Genomic DNA, 17,934 nt, shown 5'->3' on the forward strand with positions numbered 1-17,934 from the left:
CCATGAGCGTGGATCGCAAGGCCCTGCAACAGCGCCTGCAGGAGAGCTTCCGCATCGAGGCGGGCGAGCGTTTGGGCGTGCTCGCCGACACCCTGGCCAGCTGGCGGCAGGGTGTCACCAGCGACGACTCCATCGAATCGCTGTATCGCGAAGTACACAGTTTGAAAGGCGCTTCCCGGGCCGTGGGCCTGACTGCCATCGAGCGTCTCTGTCATGCCTGGGAGAGTCTGCTGGGCGCCGTGCGCAGGGGCTTGCTGGAGTTGTCGGAGGAGCGCGTCGAACTGTGCCGCCAGGCCTTGCGCATGGTGCAGCAATTGCACCAAGGGCAGCAGTTGGACGGCGGCGACCCCGAGCGGTTAAGCGCGCTGCTCGAGAGCGCCGCACGTGGCGAAGACGTCAGCCTGCCCAAGCCGCTACCCGTTGCCTCGCCGAGGCCTGCCACCCCGCCGAACCTGGTGGAGTCCGGCACCGTCAGGGTTTCCACCCGGCGCCTGGATCGCCTGCTGTTCCACGGTGAGAGCCTGTTGCAGCACAAGCTCGAGGCCCAGGCCTATGCTCGCCGTTTGCGCGAACATGAGGCGGCCTTCGAACCCCAGCGCGGTAAACGCCTGCTCGGCGCAGGCAGCCTGAAACAGCTGAGCGCGGACCTGGAGACGCTGCCGCTGACAAGCCGGGATGCGCTGAAGGGGCTGCTCGACTATCTGAACTGGAGCCAGGCTCAGCTCGACCGTCTGCATTTCGAGGCGGTCCACCTGGAAAGAGCGGGGCGGCACCTGGCGCAAGGTCTGGCCCAGCTTTCCGAGGCCCACACCAGCGAGTTGCAGGCAACCCTGCTACTGGCCGGCAGCCATCTGGTGGAGGGGTTGCCGGCCATGGTCCAGGACCTGGCCAGTGAGGCGGGCAAGCGTGTCGAGCTGCAGCTGAGTGGCACCGATCTGCAGGTCGACAAGCGTATTCTCGACGAACTGCGCACGGTGTTGACCCACCTGCTGCGCAATGCCGTGGACCATGGCCTGGAACCCCCGGCGCAGCGCGAGGCCAGCGGCAAGCCGGCGCTCGGCCTGATTCAGGTCGAACTGCTGCAGGAGTCGGCGGACCGTTTCGAGTTGCGAGTGCGGGACGATGGCCGCGGTATTTCCGGGCCGGCACTGAAGGCCAAGGCCCAGGCCGCCGGTTTGCTCAACGAGGAACAGGCCGCCGCGCTGAGCGAGGCCGAAAGCCAGCGCCTGATCTTCCGTTCCGGATTGTCGACCAGCGCGCTGATCACCGACCTGTCGGGCCGGGGACTGGGCATGGCCATCGTCGAGGAAACGGTCGAGCGACTGGGCGGGCGCATCGAGCTGGAGTCCAGTCCCGGCAAGGGCACCTGCTTTCATCTGTACCTGCCGCTCAGCCTGTCGACCTTCCGTGCGGTGATCGTGCGCAATGCCGAGCGCACCTTCGCCGTACCGGCGTTGGCGGTGGAGCGCTGCCTGCGCTTGCCGAGCTCCGCGGTGAAGAATCTCGAGGGCCGTCCTTCGCTGGTACTCGAAGACAGGGTGTTGCCGGTCTGGTCCCTGGCCGACGTGCTCGGCTTGAGCAACTCGCTGAACCAGGCCGATGAGCTGCTGCTGTTGCTGCTCAAGGTCCGCGGCGAACGATTCGTATTGTGGGTGGACGAGCTGCTGGGGGATCAGGAGATCACCGTCAAGAGTCTCGGCCGCCAGCTGCTGCGGGTACGCAATCTGCTCGGCGCGACGCTGCTAGGCGATGGCCAGCTGGTGCCCATCCTGCACCCCGGCGACCTCTATCGCAGCGCCCTGGCAGTAGGCGCCGGCAGCTTCGAACGCGCAGTGGACTCGGCGAGCGACTCGAGAGTGCAGCGCCTGTTGATCGCCGAAGACTCCTTCACCTCGAGGGGCCTGCTCAAGGCCATTCTCGAGGGGGCCGGCTATCAAGTCACCACCGCCAACGATGGCCTGGAAGCCTGGAATGCCTTGAAGCAGGGGGCATTCGACTTGCTGGTATCGGACGTGGAAATGCCGCGTATGGACGGCTTCACCCTGACCAGCCGCATTCGTGCCGATCGGGATCTGGCCGACCTGCCGGTGGTGCTGGTGACGGCCCTGCACTCGGCCGAGGATCGCGCCCGGGGGCTGGACGTCGGGGCCAATGCCTACCTGGTGAAGAGCGGCTTCGAGCAGGACAGCCTGCTGGATGCCATTGGTCGTCTGATCTGATCGGGAGCTGTGATGCGGGTACTGATAGTCGATGATTCGCCGGTGCTGCGCATATTGCTGCGCTCGATCCTCGAAGCCGCAGGCTTCGAGGTGCGTGAAGCGGACTGTGGCGAACGGGCCCTGCGCGTGCTGGTGGACTATCTGCCGGACATCGTCACCATGGACGTGCACATGCCGGGCATGGATGGCTATGAAACCACAGCGCGCATCCTCGAGAAGTATGCCCTGCCGGTGGTGGTGCTCACTGCCAGCGCCAATGCCTATGCGGCGGCAACTGCCATGCACGCGCTCGAGGCCGGCGCGCTGACCGTGCTGGAGAAGCCTCAGGGCCCCGGCGCGGCGAACTTCGAGGAGCGGGTCGAGGCCCTGTTGAACACCCTGCGACGCATGGCCCAGGTCAAGATGGTGCGCCGCCCACGCTTGCTGAAGAGGGCCGCTGCGGTATCGGCGGCCAGCCCACCGCACAGCGCTCAGCCCAAGTTGGTCGCCATCGCCGCATCGGCGGGGGGGCCGGTGGCGCTCAAGGAACTGTTGTCCGGCCTGACGATCGCGCCGCCTTGGCCATTGCTGCTGGCGCAGCACATCGCCACGGGCTTTGTCGGCAGTTTTCGCGACTGGTTGGCCAGCGTCTGCGCCCTGTCGGTGACCATCGCCGAAGACGGCCAGCGACTGCAACCCGGGGTGCTCTACCTGGCGCCCGACCACAAGCAGCTGGGAGTAAGCGACGACCTGCGGGCACAGCTGCAGGGCTGGAAGGGTGAGCCTTACTGCCCCTCGGCCAACCATCTATTCGCCAGCGTCGCCCGACGACTGGGGAGCCAGTCCATCGGTATCCAGCTGTCCGGCATGGGCCGGGATGGCGTGGAGGGACTGGCCGAGCTACACCGCCGCGGCGCCCTGACCATCGCCCAGGAGCCAGCCAGCGCAGTGATCGATGCCATGCCCCTGGCGGCGATCGATCTGCGGGTTGTGCGACAGGTGCTGACGCCGGAAGCCATTGCGGCATTGCTCAATTCGATCGCCCAGCGTGCTGTTACTCGCAGTACTGTGCTCAAAGGAGAGTGAAGATGTTCACGGACGCGGAGATTCTCATCGTCGAGGACAGCCCGACCCAGGCCGCCGAGCTGCAGTTTCTGCTCGAGGCAGCCGGCTGCCAGGTACGGGTCGCGCGTAACGGCGTGGAGGCACTCGCGGAAGTATCCGAGCACCCGCCGACCATCGTCATCAGCGATATCGTCATGCCCGAGATGGATGGCTACGAACTGTGCCGTCGGCTCAAGGCCGAGCCGGGCACCGCCAACATCCCGGTGATTCTGGTCACTCGCCTGGCCGATGCGCGGGATGTGGTGCACGGGCTGGCCTGCGGCGCCGACAACTTCATCGTCAAGCCCTTCGATGAGAAGTACCTGATGTCGCGTGTCCGCTACTTCCTGGTCAATCTCGAGCTGCGCACCAACGAGCGGGTGCAGATGGGGGTCGAGGTGATGCTGGAGGGCGAGCGCCACTTCATCACCGCCAGTCGCCAGCAGATCCTCGACCTGCTGATCTCCACCTACGAGCAGGGCGTACGCCTCAACCACGAGTTGCTGGCCAAGCACGACGAACTGACCCGCACCAACTCCTTGCTCAACTGCCTGTTCCAGTTCACCAGCGGTCTGACCGACGCGAGAAGCGAACAGCATGTCATCCAGACCGCCCTCGGGCGCATCCTCGAATTCCCCAATGCCGAGGGCGCCTGGCTGCTGCTTGCCGATGGCAACGGCGAGAACCCGGACGACAGCCTGCGGGTAGTCGCGGCCCGTGGCGGCAATGGCGACTACAGCCTGGAGCGCCTGACGGCCTGCTCCCAGGACTGCCCCTGCCGCCACGCCTGGTTGCGCGATCAGCTGAGCGTACCGAGCAACATTGCGGCCTGCCCGGCCCTGGCGCAACTGGTCGGGCAAAGCCATGCCAGCATCCCGCTGCTGCTGGGAGGGGAAACCATCGGCATGCTCAACGTGGTGCGCCATCAGGGGCAGGTATGGGCGGAGGACGCACTCAACGCGCTGGCATCGATCGGCCGTCAACTGGCCATGGCCCTGGGGCGAGTACGCTTGTTCGAAAGCCTGGAGCAGCTGGTCGAGCAACGTACCCGGGCGCTGGCACAGAACGAGGCGCTGCTGCGCAAGATTCTCGACAACCTGCCGGTCGGGGTCGCCGTAGCCGACAGCCAGGGTCGGCTGATTCTCAGCAACCCTGAGAACGGGCTGATCTGGGCCGGCCCACAGCCGGCCGAGTTGGAGGACTTCGCCCGTTACCATGGCGCCTGGTCGGAGCGTGGCGAGCCGTTGAAGGCGGAGGATTGGCCGCTGGCCAGGGCCGTGCTCGATGGCCAGGTGATGCGTAACGAGGTCATCGACATCCAGGCCTTCGACGACAGCCACAAGACCACCCTCAACTCGGCGGTGCCCTACCTCGATGAGCAGGGCGTGGTGCAGGGCGCCATCGCGGTGATCCAGGACATCAGCGAACAACGCCAGCGCGACCTGGAGTTCCGCATCCGCACCCGGGCAGTCGAAGCCAGCGTCAACGCCATCGTCATCACCGACAATCAGCGCGAAGACCAGCCGATCGCCTACGTCAACCCGGCCTTCGAGCGCATCACCGGCTACCGTAGCGAGGAGGTGCTGGGGCGCAACTGCCGCTTCCTGCAGGGCGAGGACAGGGACCAAGCGGAACTCGACAATATCCGCCGGGCGCTAAGCGCCGAGGAGGAGGGCAGGGCCATTCTGCGTAATTACCGCAAGGACGGCTCGGCCTTCTGGAACGAACTGCGCTTGTCCCCGGTGGTGAACGATCGCGGCAAGGTCAGCCACTTCGTCGGCATCCTGCACGACATCACCGAGGCCAAAGGCTACCAGGAAGAGCTGGAGCATCAGGCCAACCACGACAGCCTGACCGGACTGCCCAACCGTAACCTGCTCAACGACCGCATACTCCAGGCCATTGCGTTCGCCAGCCGCAACCAGGGCGGGTTCACCCTGGCGTTCATGGACCTCGACAACTTCAAGGTGGTCAACGACAGCCTCGGCCACAATGCCGGCGACCAGTTGCTGGTCCAGGTGGCCGCACGCCTGGAGGCTTGCGCCCGGGAAGTCGACACCGTGGCCCGGCTGGGGGGCGATGAGTTCGTCATCCTGCTGGCCGATGGGGGACAGCTGACCCGGCGCATCGGCGGCCTCGAGCGCTTCAAGCAGATCGTCGCCGAGCCCCTGAGCCTCGACGGCCAGGAAGTGGTGGTCAGTAGCAGCATCGGCTTCTGCTGCTTCCCCGACGACGGCAAGGATATCGGTACCCTGATGCGCAACGCCGATACCGCCATGTACCAGGCCAAGCATCAGGGGCGTAACCGCATCTGTGCCTTCACCCCGCAGATGAACGAGCAGATGCAGCGGCGCCTGTTGCTCGAGCGGGATATCCGCCATGCCCTGCAGCACGATGAGTTCCAGGTGGTCTACCAGCCGCAACTGGACCTGCGCAACGGCCGCCTGTGCGGTTTCGAGGCGCTGGTACGCTGGAGTCACGAGGGCAAGACGGTGATGCCCGGCGAGTTCATTCCGCTGGCCGAGGAGACCGGCTTGATCGTCAGCATCGACTTCCACGTCTTCGACGCCGTTTGCCAGCAGTTGCAGACCTGGAAGTACCTGTTGCTGAACGGCTGCATCGCCGTGAACTTCTCCGCCATCAGCTTCATGGCGCCGGAGTTCGTCGAACGCATCCGGACGACGCTGCAACGGCACGGGGTTGCGCCGTCCCTGGTCAAACTGGAGGTGACCGAGTCCATGCTGATGACCGATGCCGACGAAGTGCTGGAGCGGATGCGCACCCTGAGCGCCTTGGGCATCGGCTTCTCGATCGACGATTTCGGTACCGGCTATTCGTCCCTGGGATACCTGAAGCGCTTCCCCTTCAGCCAGCTGAAGATCGATCGCAGCTTCGTCACCGACGTGCATATGGACCCGGACAGTGCCTCGCTGGTGCGTTCGATGATCTCCATTGGCCACAACCTCGGCATCAAGGTGATTGCCGAGGGCGTGGAAAGTGCAGAGCAGCTCGGCTTCCTGCGCACCGCCGGCTGCGACGAACTGCAGGGCTACTACTATTCGCCACCGCTGCCGCCCCAGGCCTGTCTGCAGTTTCTCGGCGAGGAGGGCGAACTGAAACTGCCGCCGCTGATGGACGCAGAGCCGGTATGCCACCTGCTGCTGATCGACGATGAAGCCGGGGTACTCAGGGCGCTGCAGCGCGAACTGCGTCAGGAGAACTACCACATCCGGGTCGCCAGCAGCGGCGCCGAGGCGCTGAACATGTTGGCGGCCCATAGAGCCGACGTGGTGCTGACCGACCTGCGCCTGACCGATATGAACGGGGTGGAGCTCCTGCGCAAGATCAGGCACATCTATCCTGAGATCATCCGCATGGTGCTCAGCGGCTCCACCGACGTGCGCGACATCCTCAAGGCCGTCAACGAAGGGGTGGTCTTCCGCTTCATCACCAAGCCCTGGGACGCCGATGACCTGCGGGGCCAGCTGCGCGATGCCTTCGCCCAAAGCCTGCTGGTACAGGACAACCAGCGTCTGCGGGAGCAGCTGATGGCATTCAAGCGTTGAGCGAGGAGCGCTCCGTCCGCCACCGCGCCCTACGCCCTACGCACCGCCCGCTAGACTGAAAGAATCACAGCGGGTCGGAGGTGTGCCATGAACGTCTGTGAGGGGTTTACCGGCGCCATCGGTAATACCCCCTTGATCCGTCTCGCCCGACTCAGCGCCGAGAGCGGTTGCGAGATTCTGGCCAAGGCCGAGTTCCTCAATCCAGGCGGTTCGGTGAAGGACCGGGCCGCCCTCGCGATCATCGAGGACGCCGAACGCAGTGGCCGGCTGCGCGGCGGCGGCACCGTGGTCGAGGGCACCGCGGGCAATACCGGCATAGGTCTGGCGCACATCTGCGCGGCGCGGGGCTACCGTTGCATCATCGTGATCCCCGACAACCAGTCGGCAGAGAAGCTCGATCTGCTCCGCCATCTGGGCGCGGAGGTGCACCCGGTGCCCCCCAAGCCCTACAGCGATCCGCACAACTACCAGAAGATCGCCGGGCGCCTGGCCGCCGAGTTGCCCGGAGCGATCTGGGCCAACCAGTTCGACAATACCGCCAACCGCGACGCCCACTACCGGACCACGGGCCCGGAAATCTGGCGCGACACCGATGGCCGCGTCGATGCGTTCGTCTGCGCCACCGGTACCGGCGGCACCCTGGCCGGCGTGGCGCGCTATCTCAAGGAGCGCAACCCAGCGGTGCGCATCGTGCTCGCCGACCCCATGGGCAGCGCGCTCTACCATTGGGTGCTGGACGGCGAGCTGCTCGCCGAAGGCAGTTCCATCACCGAAGGCATTGGCACCAGCCGGGTGACGGCCAACCTGAAGGGTACCCAGATCGACTCGGCCCTGCGGGTCGATGACCAGCAGTGCGTGGACATGGTCTATCGCCTGCTGCGCGAAGAAGGCCTGTTCGTCGGCAGTTCCAGCGGCATCAACCTCTGTGCCGCCATGCGTCTGGCCGCCGACCTGGGGCCCGGGCATACCCTGGTGACCCTGCTCTGCGACCGCGGCGGCCTCTACGCCAGACGCCTGTTCAACCCGGCGTGGCTGCGGGAAAAGGGGTTGACACTACCGGCCTGAGAGCGCCGCGGGCGCTACGAGTCATTCGTCGGGCGGGGCCTGTGCTCGCAACAGCGGCGCCAGCAGGGCGCACATGTTGCGCCAGTGGCTGCCCTCCCAATACAGGCGACGACAGCCGCCACACTGCATGAAATGCGAGTAGCTGTAGCCGATGCGGCTGGGCAGTCGCTCGCGGGCCTCCTCCAGATCGATGGGCTGCAACGGCAGGTTGCAATGCAGGCAGCGGCTGAAAGGCTCGATACAGCGGGCCAGATCGAGGCGCTCGAACAGCTCGCGCAGTTGCAGCGCGGGCTTGAGTGCATGCACGTAGCAGCCATGGCTGACCAGCCGGCGCTTGAGCAGCTCGCGGTCCCGGGTCAAGACGATGCGCCCTTGCCGGGCGGCCAATTCGGCGATCATCGCATCCTCGAAATGGTTGTCGTAGAGCGTGTCGAAACCGAGCATACGGAGCAGGCGGGCCAGGCCGCCGAGATGGGCATCGGCGACAAAGCGCAGCACCCGTAACGGACGATCGCGCACCTTCAGCAACGGGCTGATGTCCAGGCGCTCGAACTTCGGATAGACCGCCACCCGGTCGCCGTCCAGCAACATCCGCTCGAAACCGACCGACTCGCCGTTGAGCAATACCAGTTCCACTTCGGTATGGGGCACGCCGAGTGCCTCGATCATGTGCTTGACGGTCGCCGCCTGGGCGCAGTCGCAGTCGAACGCCCTGCGCCGCCGTGCCGGCGCCAGGAAGTCGTTGAGCTCCTCATAGAAGCGAAAGGTGGCGTGGACCATGCCTCAAGCATAGCCTCAACCGGCAGGCAGACGCCTGACAGGGATGGGCGAACCGGCCTTCAGGCCGTACCTGAACGGCACGCGCTCATACTCAGCGGCACCCAGTTTGAGCGGCCAGTGGCTGCCATATTCTGATTTTTTGCAGAACGCATCAGGGTTCTCCGTTACTATCTGCGCGGTTGTTGCCTAGCTGCCGGCGCGAGCAGGCTGTACGCAAGCACGCCCACTGCGGTTCGGAGGCCCCTCCGGCCGCATTGCACAATCGTTCCCGGGGCGTCACTCAGCGGGGTCTAGAGCGCTGTAATGCTGGTTGCGAGTTACGATTTTTCCCTGGTGCTAACCTCCCTGGCCGTGGCCATCCTGGCGTCCTATACCGCGCTTGACCTGGCCGGGCGCATCGCCACCGCCAGAGGCCTCGCGCAGTCCTTGTGGATAGGCGGCGGCGCCGTGGCCATGGGCATCGGTATCTGGTCCATGCACTTTATCGGCATGCTCGCCTTTAGCCTGCCGATTGATCTTGGCTACGACGTCCCCATTACTCTGCTGTCCCTGGCGATGGCGATGCTCGCCTCGGGATTCGCCCTGTGGCTGGTGAGCCAGCCGCAGATGTTGCGCTGGCACTGGCTGCTCGGCGCCTTGGTGATGGGCGCGGGCATCAGTTCGATGCACTACCTCGGCATGGCGGCGCTGCGCATGCAGCCGGGGATCGACTATGACCCCGTGCTGTTCGGCCTGTCCTTGTTGATTGCCGTGGCGGCGTCCGCCGCCTCGCTGTGGATCGCCTTTCGCCTGCGCTGGCCAGGTCCCTACGTGCGCATGGCGCGCCTCGGCGCGGCAGCGCTCATGGGCGGGGCCATCGTCGGCATGCACTACACCGGGATGGCCGCGGCCAACTTTCCCCAGGGCAGTTTCTGCCTGGCCGCAGGGACCGGCCTGGACAGCGCCTGGTTGGCCGGCATGGTCGGCATCGCCACCCTCGCGGTGCTGACCATCGCCTTGCTCACCTCGGTCCTCGATGCGCGCATGGAGGACCGCATCGCCAAGCTGAACGAGTCCCTGGCCAAGGCCAACCTGGAACTGACCCAGCTGGCCCTGCATGACCCCTTGACCAAACTGCCCAACCGCCTGCTGCTGGAAGACCGGGTCGGCCAGAGCATCCACAAGATGGCCCGCAAGGGCGGGCATTTCGCGTTGATGTTCATGGACCTCGATGGCTTCAAGCCGATCAACGACGCCTATGGCCACCATATCGGCGACCTGCTGTTGTGTGCGGTGGGCGCGCGCCTGCGCGAGCGGCTGCGGGCGCAGGACACCTTGGCGCGGGTGGGCGGCGATGAGTTCGTACTGCTGGCGGAGGTGCACGAGCCGGACGACGCGGTCAGTCTCGCCAACCAGCTCATCCAGCTGATCGGCCAGCCGTTCCGGGTCGGCGAGCATGAGCTGCGCGTCTCCACCAGCGTCGGGATCGCCCTCTACCCGGGCGACGGGGCGGATCAGCAAAGCCTACTGCTCAATGCCGATGCCGCGATGTACCACGCCAAGGGCGCCGGAAAAAGCGGTTACAGTTTCTTCGAGGCCTCGATGAATGCCAACGCCCGCAATCAGCTGCAGTTGCTGCATGACCTGCGCATGGCCCTGGAGCGCGAAGAGTTCTGCCTCTACTACCAACCCAAGTTCGATGCGCTGAACGGTCGGCCTACGGGAGCCGAGGCCTTGCTGCGCTGGCAGCACCCGGTGCGGGGCCTCGTCTTGCCGGCGGAGTTCATCGGCCTGGCGGAGAAGACCGGGATGATCATCGCCATCGGCGAATGGGTGCTGCAACGGGCCTGTCGGCAGATGCGCGAATGGTACGATCAGGGGCGGCGCGACTGGCGCGTGTCGGTCAACCTGTCGGCGCTGCAGTTCTGCCATGCCGACCTGATCGAGAATGTGGCCAACGCCCTGGCGCAGCATGAGCTGCCGGCCAACTGCCTGACCCTGGAAATCACCGAGACCACGGCCATGCGCGATGCCGATGCCAGCCTGCAGGTGCTCGAGCAGCTGGCGGCGCTAGGCGTCGATCTGTCCATCGACGACTTCGGCACCGGCTACTCCAGCCTGCTCTACCTCAAGCGCCTGCCGGCCAACGAGTTGAAAATCGACAGGGGCTTCGTGCGCGACCTGGCCCAGGACAGCGACGATGCCGCGATCGTCTCGGCCGTCGTCGCCCTGGGCCAGGCGCTGAACCTGCGCATCGTCGCCGAAGGCGTGGAAACCCTGCAGCAGAAGAGTTTCCTCACCGACCTCGGCTGCAACGCGCTGCAGGGCTTTCTCCTGGGGCATCCGCTGCCGCCCCAGCAGCTCATCCAGGCCTTGGACGGCGGCGTTCTGGTCGGCGCCGAGTGAAAGCTGCCGGCCGGGGACGGCCGTCGATCAACGGGGCGACTTGCGGTTGACGGCCTGCGCGGCCTTCAGCACGTCGGCACCGATCTGCGCCTCGAACTGCCGCCACACCGGCCGCATGGCGTTGCGCCAGGCCTCGCGCTGTTCGGCGCTCAGGCCGATCACCTGGCTACTACCGGAGGCCTCGATGCGTTGGCGGTCGGCCCGGTTATCGGCCTCGGCCTGGCGGTTCACCGCATAGGTGACCTCATCGACTATGCCCTCCAGTTCAACCCGGATCGCATGGGGAATGGCGTACCAGAAGCGCGGATTGCTCACCAGCATGTAGTCGAGCACGCCGTGGTTGGTCTCGCTGATATAGGGCTGCACGCGGTGCAGGTTCTTGCTGTAGATGTTTGACCAGGGATTCTCCGCCCCCTGTACCCGTCCGCTCTGCAGTGCCTCGAACACCTCGGCGAACGGCATGGCCTGTGACTGCGCCCCGAGTTGCCGGAACTGCGCATCGAGCACCTCGGAAGACTGGATGCGGAAGTTCAGCCCCGCCGCGTCGGTCGGCAGCAGCAAGGCCTTGCTCGCCGACAGTTGCTTCATGCCGTTGTGCCAGTAAGCCAGCCCGACGATATCGTGCGCCTCCATGGCGCGCAGCAATTGGCGGCCCTTGGCGCGTTTCTGGAAGCGATTGACCGCGTCCAGGTCATCGAACAGAAAGGGCAGGTCGAACACCTGCAGCTGCTGGGTGTACTGGCCGAACTTGGCCAGGGACGGAGCCAGCAACTGGACCTCGTTCTTGCGCAGCGCCTCCAGCTCATCGGCATCGCCATGGAGCGAAGAGTTGGCGTAGACCTCGACCCTGACCTTGCCGGCCAACCGCTCCTCGACCAGTTGCTTGAACAGCAGGGCGCCTTGGCCCTTCGGGGTGTTGTCGGCGACCACATGGGAGAACTTGATCAGGATCGGCCCCTGGGAGGCGGCCTGGGCACTGACGACGGCGAGCGCCAGGGCACACGCGGCCATGGCGAGGAATGACTTGAGCATTGAGATGTCCTTTCTTGTTGTCGGGATCGGCGGCTGCGACCGGCCTGCTCGCGGGGCGTCCCGGCAATACCGCGCGCGGCCTTAGCGCCTGGGCTCTGCGTAGTGCAATGCCTGAGCCAAAAGCCGGATACCGCGCGAAGCCGGGGTTCGGCGAAAGAACGGCGTGACGCACCTCACAGCCAGTGGCGGTTTTCCGCCAAGCTGGCGTGCAGCAGTGGCGGATTGTTGCTTATCGGCGGCGCCTGGCCCCGGCCACGGCCCATGCAGTGCCAGTCGAACGTTGCACCTCCGTCCGGGTCGGGGATGGCCGGTCGAACGCGATGGGGCAAAGGCGGCTATACCACAGCGTATGACCTGCACTGCATCCGCCCAGACCTGGGGCGGATGCTCATCCAGCCCCACGCCCAGGAGTGCTCATGTCGAAAGTAGCCATAGTCACAGGCGCCTCACGGGGAATCGGCGCGGCCATTGCCAGGCGGCTGGCCGGCGACGGTATCCGCGTGGTGGTGAACTACAGCTCGCGACCCGCCGATGCCGAGCAGGTGGTGCGCGCTATCGTCCGTGCCGGCGGCGAGGCCTATGCGGTGCTGGCCGATGTCACCGACCCGGTCGCCGTCGAAGCCCTATTCGACCAGGCCGAAGTGCGCTTCGGCGCCGTCGACATCCTGGTCAACAACGCCGGCATCATCCAGCCCGGCATGGTCAGTCTCGCCGACAGCGACGACGCCCTGTACCAGCGCCTGTTCGCGACCAACACCAAGGGGACCTTCAACACCCTGCGTCTGGCGGCGACACGCCTGCGCGAGGGCGGCCGGATCGTCAACTTCTCCTCCAGCGCGGTGGCCATGGCGCTACCCGGCTATTCGCTCTATGCCGCGTCCAAGGCGGCGGTGGAGAGCCTCACCCGGATATTCGCCAAGGAGCTGCGGGGACGGCATATCTGCGTCAACGCCATAGCGCCGGGCCCCACGGCAACCGACCTGTTCCTCGATGGCAAGAGCGCCGAGATGGTCGAACGCCTGGCCAAGCAAGCCCCACTGGAGCGGTTGGGCACGCCGCAGGACATCGCCAATGCCGTGGCCTTCCTGGTCGGCGCGCAGGGCGCCTGGGTCAATGGCCAGGTGTTGCGGGTCAACGGGGGACTGATCTAGAGCGGCGAATAAAAAAAGTCCCACGGCCGGGAGCGGCACCGTGGGACTGCAAAGGGTTGGCGAGCGACACCAACCGAGGAGTAGGTCGAATCAGGCCTGGGGTTGCCAACCGCCGCCGAGGGCCTTGTAGATGGCGACTATGCCGCGGTACAGCTCGACTTCCGCCTGGGCCTGGGCATCCTCGGCGGCCAGCCGTTCGCGCTCGGCATCCAGCAACACGAGGAAGTCCACGGTGCCTTCGCGGTAACGTACGGCAGCCTGCGCGGCCGCGGCGCGGCTGGCTTCGGACTGGCGCAGCAGGGCGAGCAGGCGCTGTTGTCGCTTGCCATAGTCGCTGAAGGCGTTCTCCGACTCCTCCAGGGCCAGCAGCACCCGCTGTTCATAGTTGGCCAGGGCGCCCTCGGCTTCCGCTTCGGCCCCCCGCAGCCGGGTACGCACGCTCCCCAGGTCGAAAGCGGCCCAGTCGATGGTCGGTGCGACGCCCCAGGCACGCGCCGCCGAGGCGCCCAACTGCGAACCCCGGCCGGCGGTGAAACCGAGAAAGCCACTCAGGCTGACCCGCGGGAACAGGTCGGCGGTGGCCACGCCGATGCTGGCGGTGGCGGCCGCCAGTTGCCGCTCCGCGGCCCGCACATCGGGGCGCCGGCGCAGCAACTCGGCCGGATCGCCGATCGGCAGGGCCTTGGCGATCGCCGGCAGCGGCTGCGCCGACAGATCGACGCTGAGCTGCTCCGGACGCTGGCCGAGCAGGGTGGCGATACGGTTGCGAGCACGCACCTGCTCGGCCTGCAGTTGCGGCAGGCTGGCCTCGGTGGCGGCCAGGCGTGCGTCGCTGCGCAGCACGTCCAGCTCGCTGCCGACTCCGGCATCGCGCAGCTGTTCGGTGATGCCGCGGGACTCGCGCTGGTTGTCCAGGTTGGCGCGGGCGATGCGTTCGCGCAGCTGGGCGCCACGCAGGCTGCCATAGGCATCGACCAGCTCGCCGATCAGGCTGACCTGCAGCTGCTGGTAGTCGGCTTCGGCCACCTCGATCTGCGCCTCGCTGGCCTCCAACTGGCGCTGGATGCGGCCGAACAGATCGAGCTCCCACGCCAGATCCAGGCCCAGGTCGTAGCGTTCGGCGTTCAGCCGTCGTTCGCTGACGCCGGGCTGCTGGGCCTTGCCGATCTCGCCGCTGGCGCGCCCGGTAACGGTCGGCAGACGATCGTTGGCGACATCGTCGCGGATGGCCCGGGCGGCACGCAGGCGGGCGAAGGCCACCCGCAGTTCGCGGTTGTCCTCGAGCGACTGCTCGACCAACTGGTTCAGGGTCGGGTCCTCGAACTGCTGCCACCACAACGCCTCGAAACGCGAGCGGTCATGGCCGGCTGCTGCGGCGTGGCTCAGCTGTGCCGGTGCGGTAGCCGGCGTCCGGTAGTCCGGGCCCAGGGCGCAGGCGCTCAGCGCCAGGGCGAGCAGGGCAGGGATGAACGGCTTCATGCGTTCACCTCCTGCAGTTCGGTGGCGCTCTTGCGGGCTTCGCGTCTTTCGACGAAGGCGCGGATCAGCACATAGAACACCGGGGTCAGCAGCAGGCCGAAGACCGTCACCCCGAGCATGCCGGAGAACACCGCCACCCCCATGGCCTGTCGCATCTCGGCACCGGCGCCCGAGGACAGCACCAGCGGCACCACGCCCATGATGAAGGCGAAGCTGGTCATCAGGATCGGCCGCAGGCGCAGGCGGCAGGCCTCCAGCACCGCGGCGATGCGGTCCAGACCTTCCTCCTGTTTCTCCTTGGCGAACTCGACGATGAGGATGGCGTTCTTGCACGCCAGGCCCACCAGCACGATCAGGCCGATCTGGGTGAAGATGTTGTTGTCGCCACCGGACAGGATCACCCCGGTGATGGCCGACAGCAGGGTCATCGGCACGATCAGGATCACCGCCAGCGGCAGGCTCCAGCTCTCGTACTGGGCGGCCAGCACCAGGAAGGCCAGCAGCACGCAGAGTGGGAACACGTAGATCGCGCTGTTGCCGGCGAGAATCTGCTGGTAGGTCAGGTCCGTCCACTCGTAACTCATGCCGTTGGGCAGTTCTTCCTCGAGCAGCTTTTCCATCGCCGCCTCGGCCTGGCCCGAGCTGAAGCCGGGCGCCGCGCCGCCGTTGATCTCGGCGGTGAGGAAACCGTTGTAGTGCATCACCCGATCCGGTCCGGCGCTGGGCTCGACCTTGACGAAGGTCGACAGCGGCACCATCTCGCCACGCTTGTTGCGCACCTTGAGCTGGCCGATCTGCTCGGGCTCGAGGCGGAAGCGCTGCTCGGCCTGGACGTTGACCTGGTAGGTGCGGCCGAAACGGTTGAAGTCGTTGGCGTACAGCGAGCCGAGGTAGACCTGCAGGGTGTCGAAGATGTCGTCGATCGCCACGCCGTGGGTCATGGCCTTCTCCCGGTCGATGTCGGCATCGATCTGCGGCACGTTGACCGTGTAGCTGGTGAACAGCCCGGCCAGCTCCGGTACTTCATGGCTCTTGGCGATGACGTTCTGCACCTGCTTATACAGCTCTTCGTAGCCGAGGTTGCCGCGATCCTGGATCTGCACGCGGAAGCCACCGATGGTGCCCAGACCCTGCACCGGGGGAGGCGGGAAGATGGCGATAAAGGCGTCCTGAATCTCGGCGAACTGGGCGTTCAGTTCGCCGGCGATGGCCCCGGCGCTCATGGACGGATCGCGGCGCTCAGCGAAGGGCTTGAGTGGGGTGAAGACGATGCCGCTGTTCGGGCTGTTGGTGAAGCCGTTGATCGACAGCCCCGGGAAGGCCACGGTGTTCTCCACCCCCGGGTGCTGGCCGGCGATCTGCGACATGCGCTTGATCACCGCCTCGGTGCGGTCGAGTGTGGCGGCGTCCGGCAGCTGGGCGAAGGCCACCAGGTACTGCTTGTCCTGGGGCGGCACGAAGCCGGTAGGCGTGTTGGCGAAGCCCAGGTAGGTCAGGCCCATCAAGCCGCCATAGACCAGCAGGGCGATGGAGCTGCCGCGCAGCACGCGCTTCACGGTGCCGACATAGCCGTGACTGGCGCGGTCGAACACGCGGTTGAAGGGGGCGAACAACCAACCGCCGAACAGCCGGTCGAGCAGTCGGGAGAAGCCGTCCTTGGGCGCGTCGTGGCGACGCAGCAGGGCGGCGGCCAGGGCCGGCGACAGGGTCAGGGAGTTGAAGGCGCTGATCACCGTGGAGATGGCGATGGTCAGGGCGAACTGCTGGTAGAACTGGCCACTGAGACCGGAGATAAACGCGGTCGGCACGAACACGGCGCAGAGCACCAGGGCGGTGGCGACAATGGGGCCGGTGACTTCCTTCATCGCCTGGCGGGTGGCCTCGATCGGCGACTTGCCCAGGCCGATATTGCGCTCGACGTTCTCCACCACGACGATGGCGTCGTCCACCACGATGCCGATGGCCAGCACCAGGCCGAACAGCGACAGGGCGTTGAGGGAGAAGCCGAACAGGTGCATCACCGCGAAGGTACCGATCAAGGACACCGGCACGGCGGCCAGGGGGATGATCGAGGCGCGCCAGGTCTGCAGGAACAGGATCACCACCAGCACCACCAGGACGATGGCCTCGAGCAGGGTGTGCACCACCGCCTCGATCGAGCCGCGTACGAAGATGGTCGGGTCGTAGACGATCTCGTAGTCCACGCCCTGGGGGAAGCCCTGCTTCAGCTCGGCCATGCGCGCGCGCACCGCATCGGAGATGGCGATGGCGTTGGAACCGGGCCGCTGGAACACCGGGATGGCCACCGCCGGTTTGTTGTTCAGCAGCGAACGCAGGGCGTACTGGCTGGAGCCCAGTTCGATGCGGGCGATGTCCTTGAGGCGAGTGATTTCGCCGTTGTCGCCGGCGCGGACGATGATGTTCTCGAACTCCTCCTCGCTGACCAGGCGGCCCTGGGTGTTGATCGACAACTGGAAGCTGTTGTCGCCGGCGGCGGGCGGCGCGCCGAGGGCGCCGGCGGCGACCTGGCGGTTCTGCTGGCGAATGGCATTGACCACATCGCTGGCGGTGAGATTGCGCGAGGCCACCTGGTTCGGGTCGAGCCACACGCGCAGCGAATAGTTGCCCAGGCCGAACAGCTGCACGTCGCCGACGCCGTCCAGCCGCGCCAGCTCGTCCTTGACGTTGAGCGCGGCATAGTTGGACAGGTAGAGCATGTCGTAGCGGTCGTCCGGCGAGGTCAGGTGGACCACCATGGTCAGGTCCGGCGAGGCCTTGTCGACGGTCACGCCGAGGCGCTGCACTTCGCTGGGCAGGGTCGGCATGGTGCGAGTCACGCGGTTCTGCACCTGGACCTGGGCGTTGTCCAGCTCGGTGCCCAGGGCGAAGGTGATGGTCAGGGTCAGCTTGCCGTCGGCGGTGGCCTGGGACGACATATAGAGCATGCCTTCCACGCCGGTGATGGCCTGTTCCAAGGGCGAGGCGACGGTTTCGCCGATCACCTTGGGGTTGGCCCCGGGGAAGTTGGCGCGCACCACCACGGTGGGCGGCACCACTTCGGGGTATTCGCTGATCGGCAGTTGGAACAGCGAGATGGCACCGCCGATCAGGATCAGCAGCGACAACACGGCGGCGAAGATCGGCCGCTGGATAAAGAATTGCGAGAAGTTCATG

10 protein-coding genes are annotated in these 17,934 nt (G+C 66.2%); 6 read left to right on the forward strand and 4 right to left on the reverse strand.

Annotated features, from left to right (window positions below):
* Positions 1-2 precede the first annotated feature (2 nt).
* From ACSX1C_RS05645 to ACSX1C_RS05660, 4 genes are all read left to right on the forward strand, one after another.
* Complete coding sequence (locus ACSX1C_RS05645) at positions 3-2,219, forward strand: hybrid sensor histidine kinase/response regulator (RefSeq protein ID WP_439888605.1); 2,217 nt, start codon at positions 3-5, stop codon at positions 2,217-2,219.
* Between the two features lie 12 nt (positions 2,220-2,231).
* Positions 2,232-3,284 (forward strand): chemotaxis protein CheB, encoded by a 1,053-nt coding sequence (locus ACSX1C_RS05650; protein WP_439888606.1) that lies wholly within the window; start codon positions 2,232-2,234, stop codon positions 3,282-3,284.
* A gap of 2 nt (positions 3,285-3,286) precedes the next feature.
* The gene (locus tag ACSX1C_RS05655) at positions 3,287-6,868 is read left to right on the forward strand and encodes an EAL domain-containing protein (protein ID WP_439888607.1); all 3,582 of its coding nucleotides are present in this window, start codon (positions 3,287-3,289) and stop codon (positions 6,866-6,868) included.
* 87 nt (positions 6,869-6,955) lie between these two features.
* Positions 6,956-7,933, forward strand: a complete 978-nt coding sequence (locus ACSX1C_RS05660; RefSeq protein ID WP_439888608.1) for a cysteine synthase A — start codon at positions 6,956-6,958, stop codon at positions 7,931-7,933.
* A gap of 21 nt (positions 7,934-7,954) precedes the next feature.
* On the opposite strand, the gene ACSX1C_RS05665 is transcribed toward ACSX1C_RS05660, so the two are convergent.
* Positions 7,955-8,713: a Mut7-C RNAse domain-containing protein gene (locus ACSX1C_RS05665; protein WP_439888609.1), complete on the reverse strand. Its 759-nt coding sequence runs from the start codon at positions 8,711-8,713 to the stop codon at positions 7,955-7,957.
* Between the two features lie 303 nt (positions 8,714-9,016).
* On the opposite strand from ACSX1C_RS05665, the gene ACSX1C_RS05670 reads away from it, so the two are divergent.
* Entirely contained in the window at positions 9,017-11,098 is a 2,082-nt protein-coding gene (locus tag ACSX1C_RS05670) for a putative bifunctional diguanylate cyclase/phosphodiesterase (protein WP_439888610.1), read from the forward strand.
* A 27-nt stretch (positions 11,099-11,125) separates the two neighbouring features.
* Here ACSX1C_RS05670 and ACSX1C_RS05675 read toward each other — a convergent pair whose 3' ends face one another.
* Positions 11,126-12,130: a TRAP transporter substrate-binding protein gene (locus tag ACSX1C_RS05675; protein ID WP_439888611.1), complete on the reverse strand. Its 1,005-nt coding sequence runs from the start codon at positions 12,128-12,130 to the stop codon at positions 11,126-11,128.
* Between the two features lie 416 nt (positions 12,131-12,546).
* On the opposite strand from ACSX1C_RS05675, the gene ACSX1C_RS05680 reads away from it, so the two are divergent.
* Complete coding sequence (locus ACSX1C_RS05680) at positions 12,547-13,281, forward strand: SDR family oxidoreductase (RefSeq protein ID WP_439888612.1); 735 nt, start codon at positions 12,547-12,549, stop codon at positions 13,279-13,281.
* A gap of 90 nt (positions 13,282-13,371) precedes the next feature.
* Here the strand turns inward: ACSX1C_RS05680 and ACSX1C_RS05685 are convergent, their stop codons facing one another.
* Positions 13,372-14,760, reverse strand: coding sequence for an efflux transporter outer membrane subunit (locus ACSX1C_RS05685; RefSeq protein ID WP_439888613.1), 1,389 nt, complete (start codon positions 14,758-14,760; stop codon positions 13,372-13,374).
* On the reverse strand, positions 14,757-17,933 hold the full coding sequence (locus ACSX1C_RS05690) for an efflux RND transporter permease subunit (protein ID WP_439888614.1): 3,177 nt from the start codon (positions 17,931-17,933) through the stop codon (positions 14,757-14,759). Before ACSX1C_RS05690 ends, ACSX1C_RS05685 begins: the two co-directional genes overlap by 4 nt.
* Between the last annotated feature and the right edge of the window lies 1 nt (position 17,934).

Source organism: Pseudomonas sp. MBLB4123 (genome assembly GCF_051904775.1).
In the GTDB taxonomy this organism is placed as follows: Bacteria; Pseudomonadota; Gammaproteobacteria; order Pseudomonadales; family Pseudomonadaceae; genus Aquipseudomonas; species Aquipseudomonas benzenivorans_B.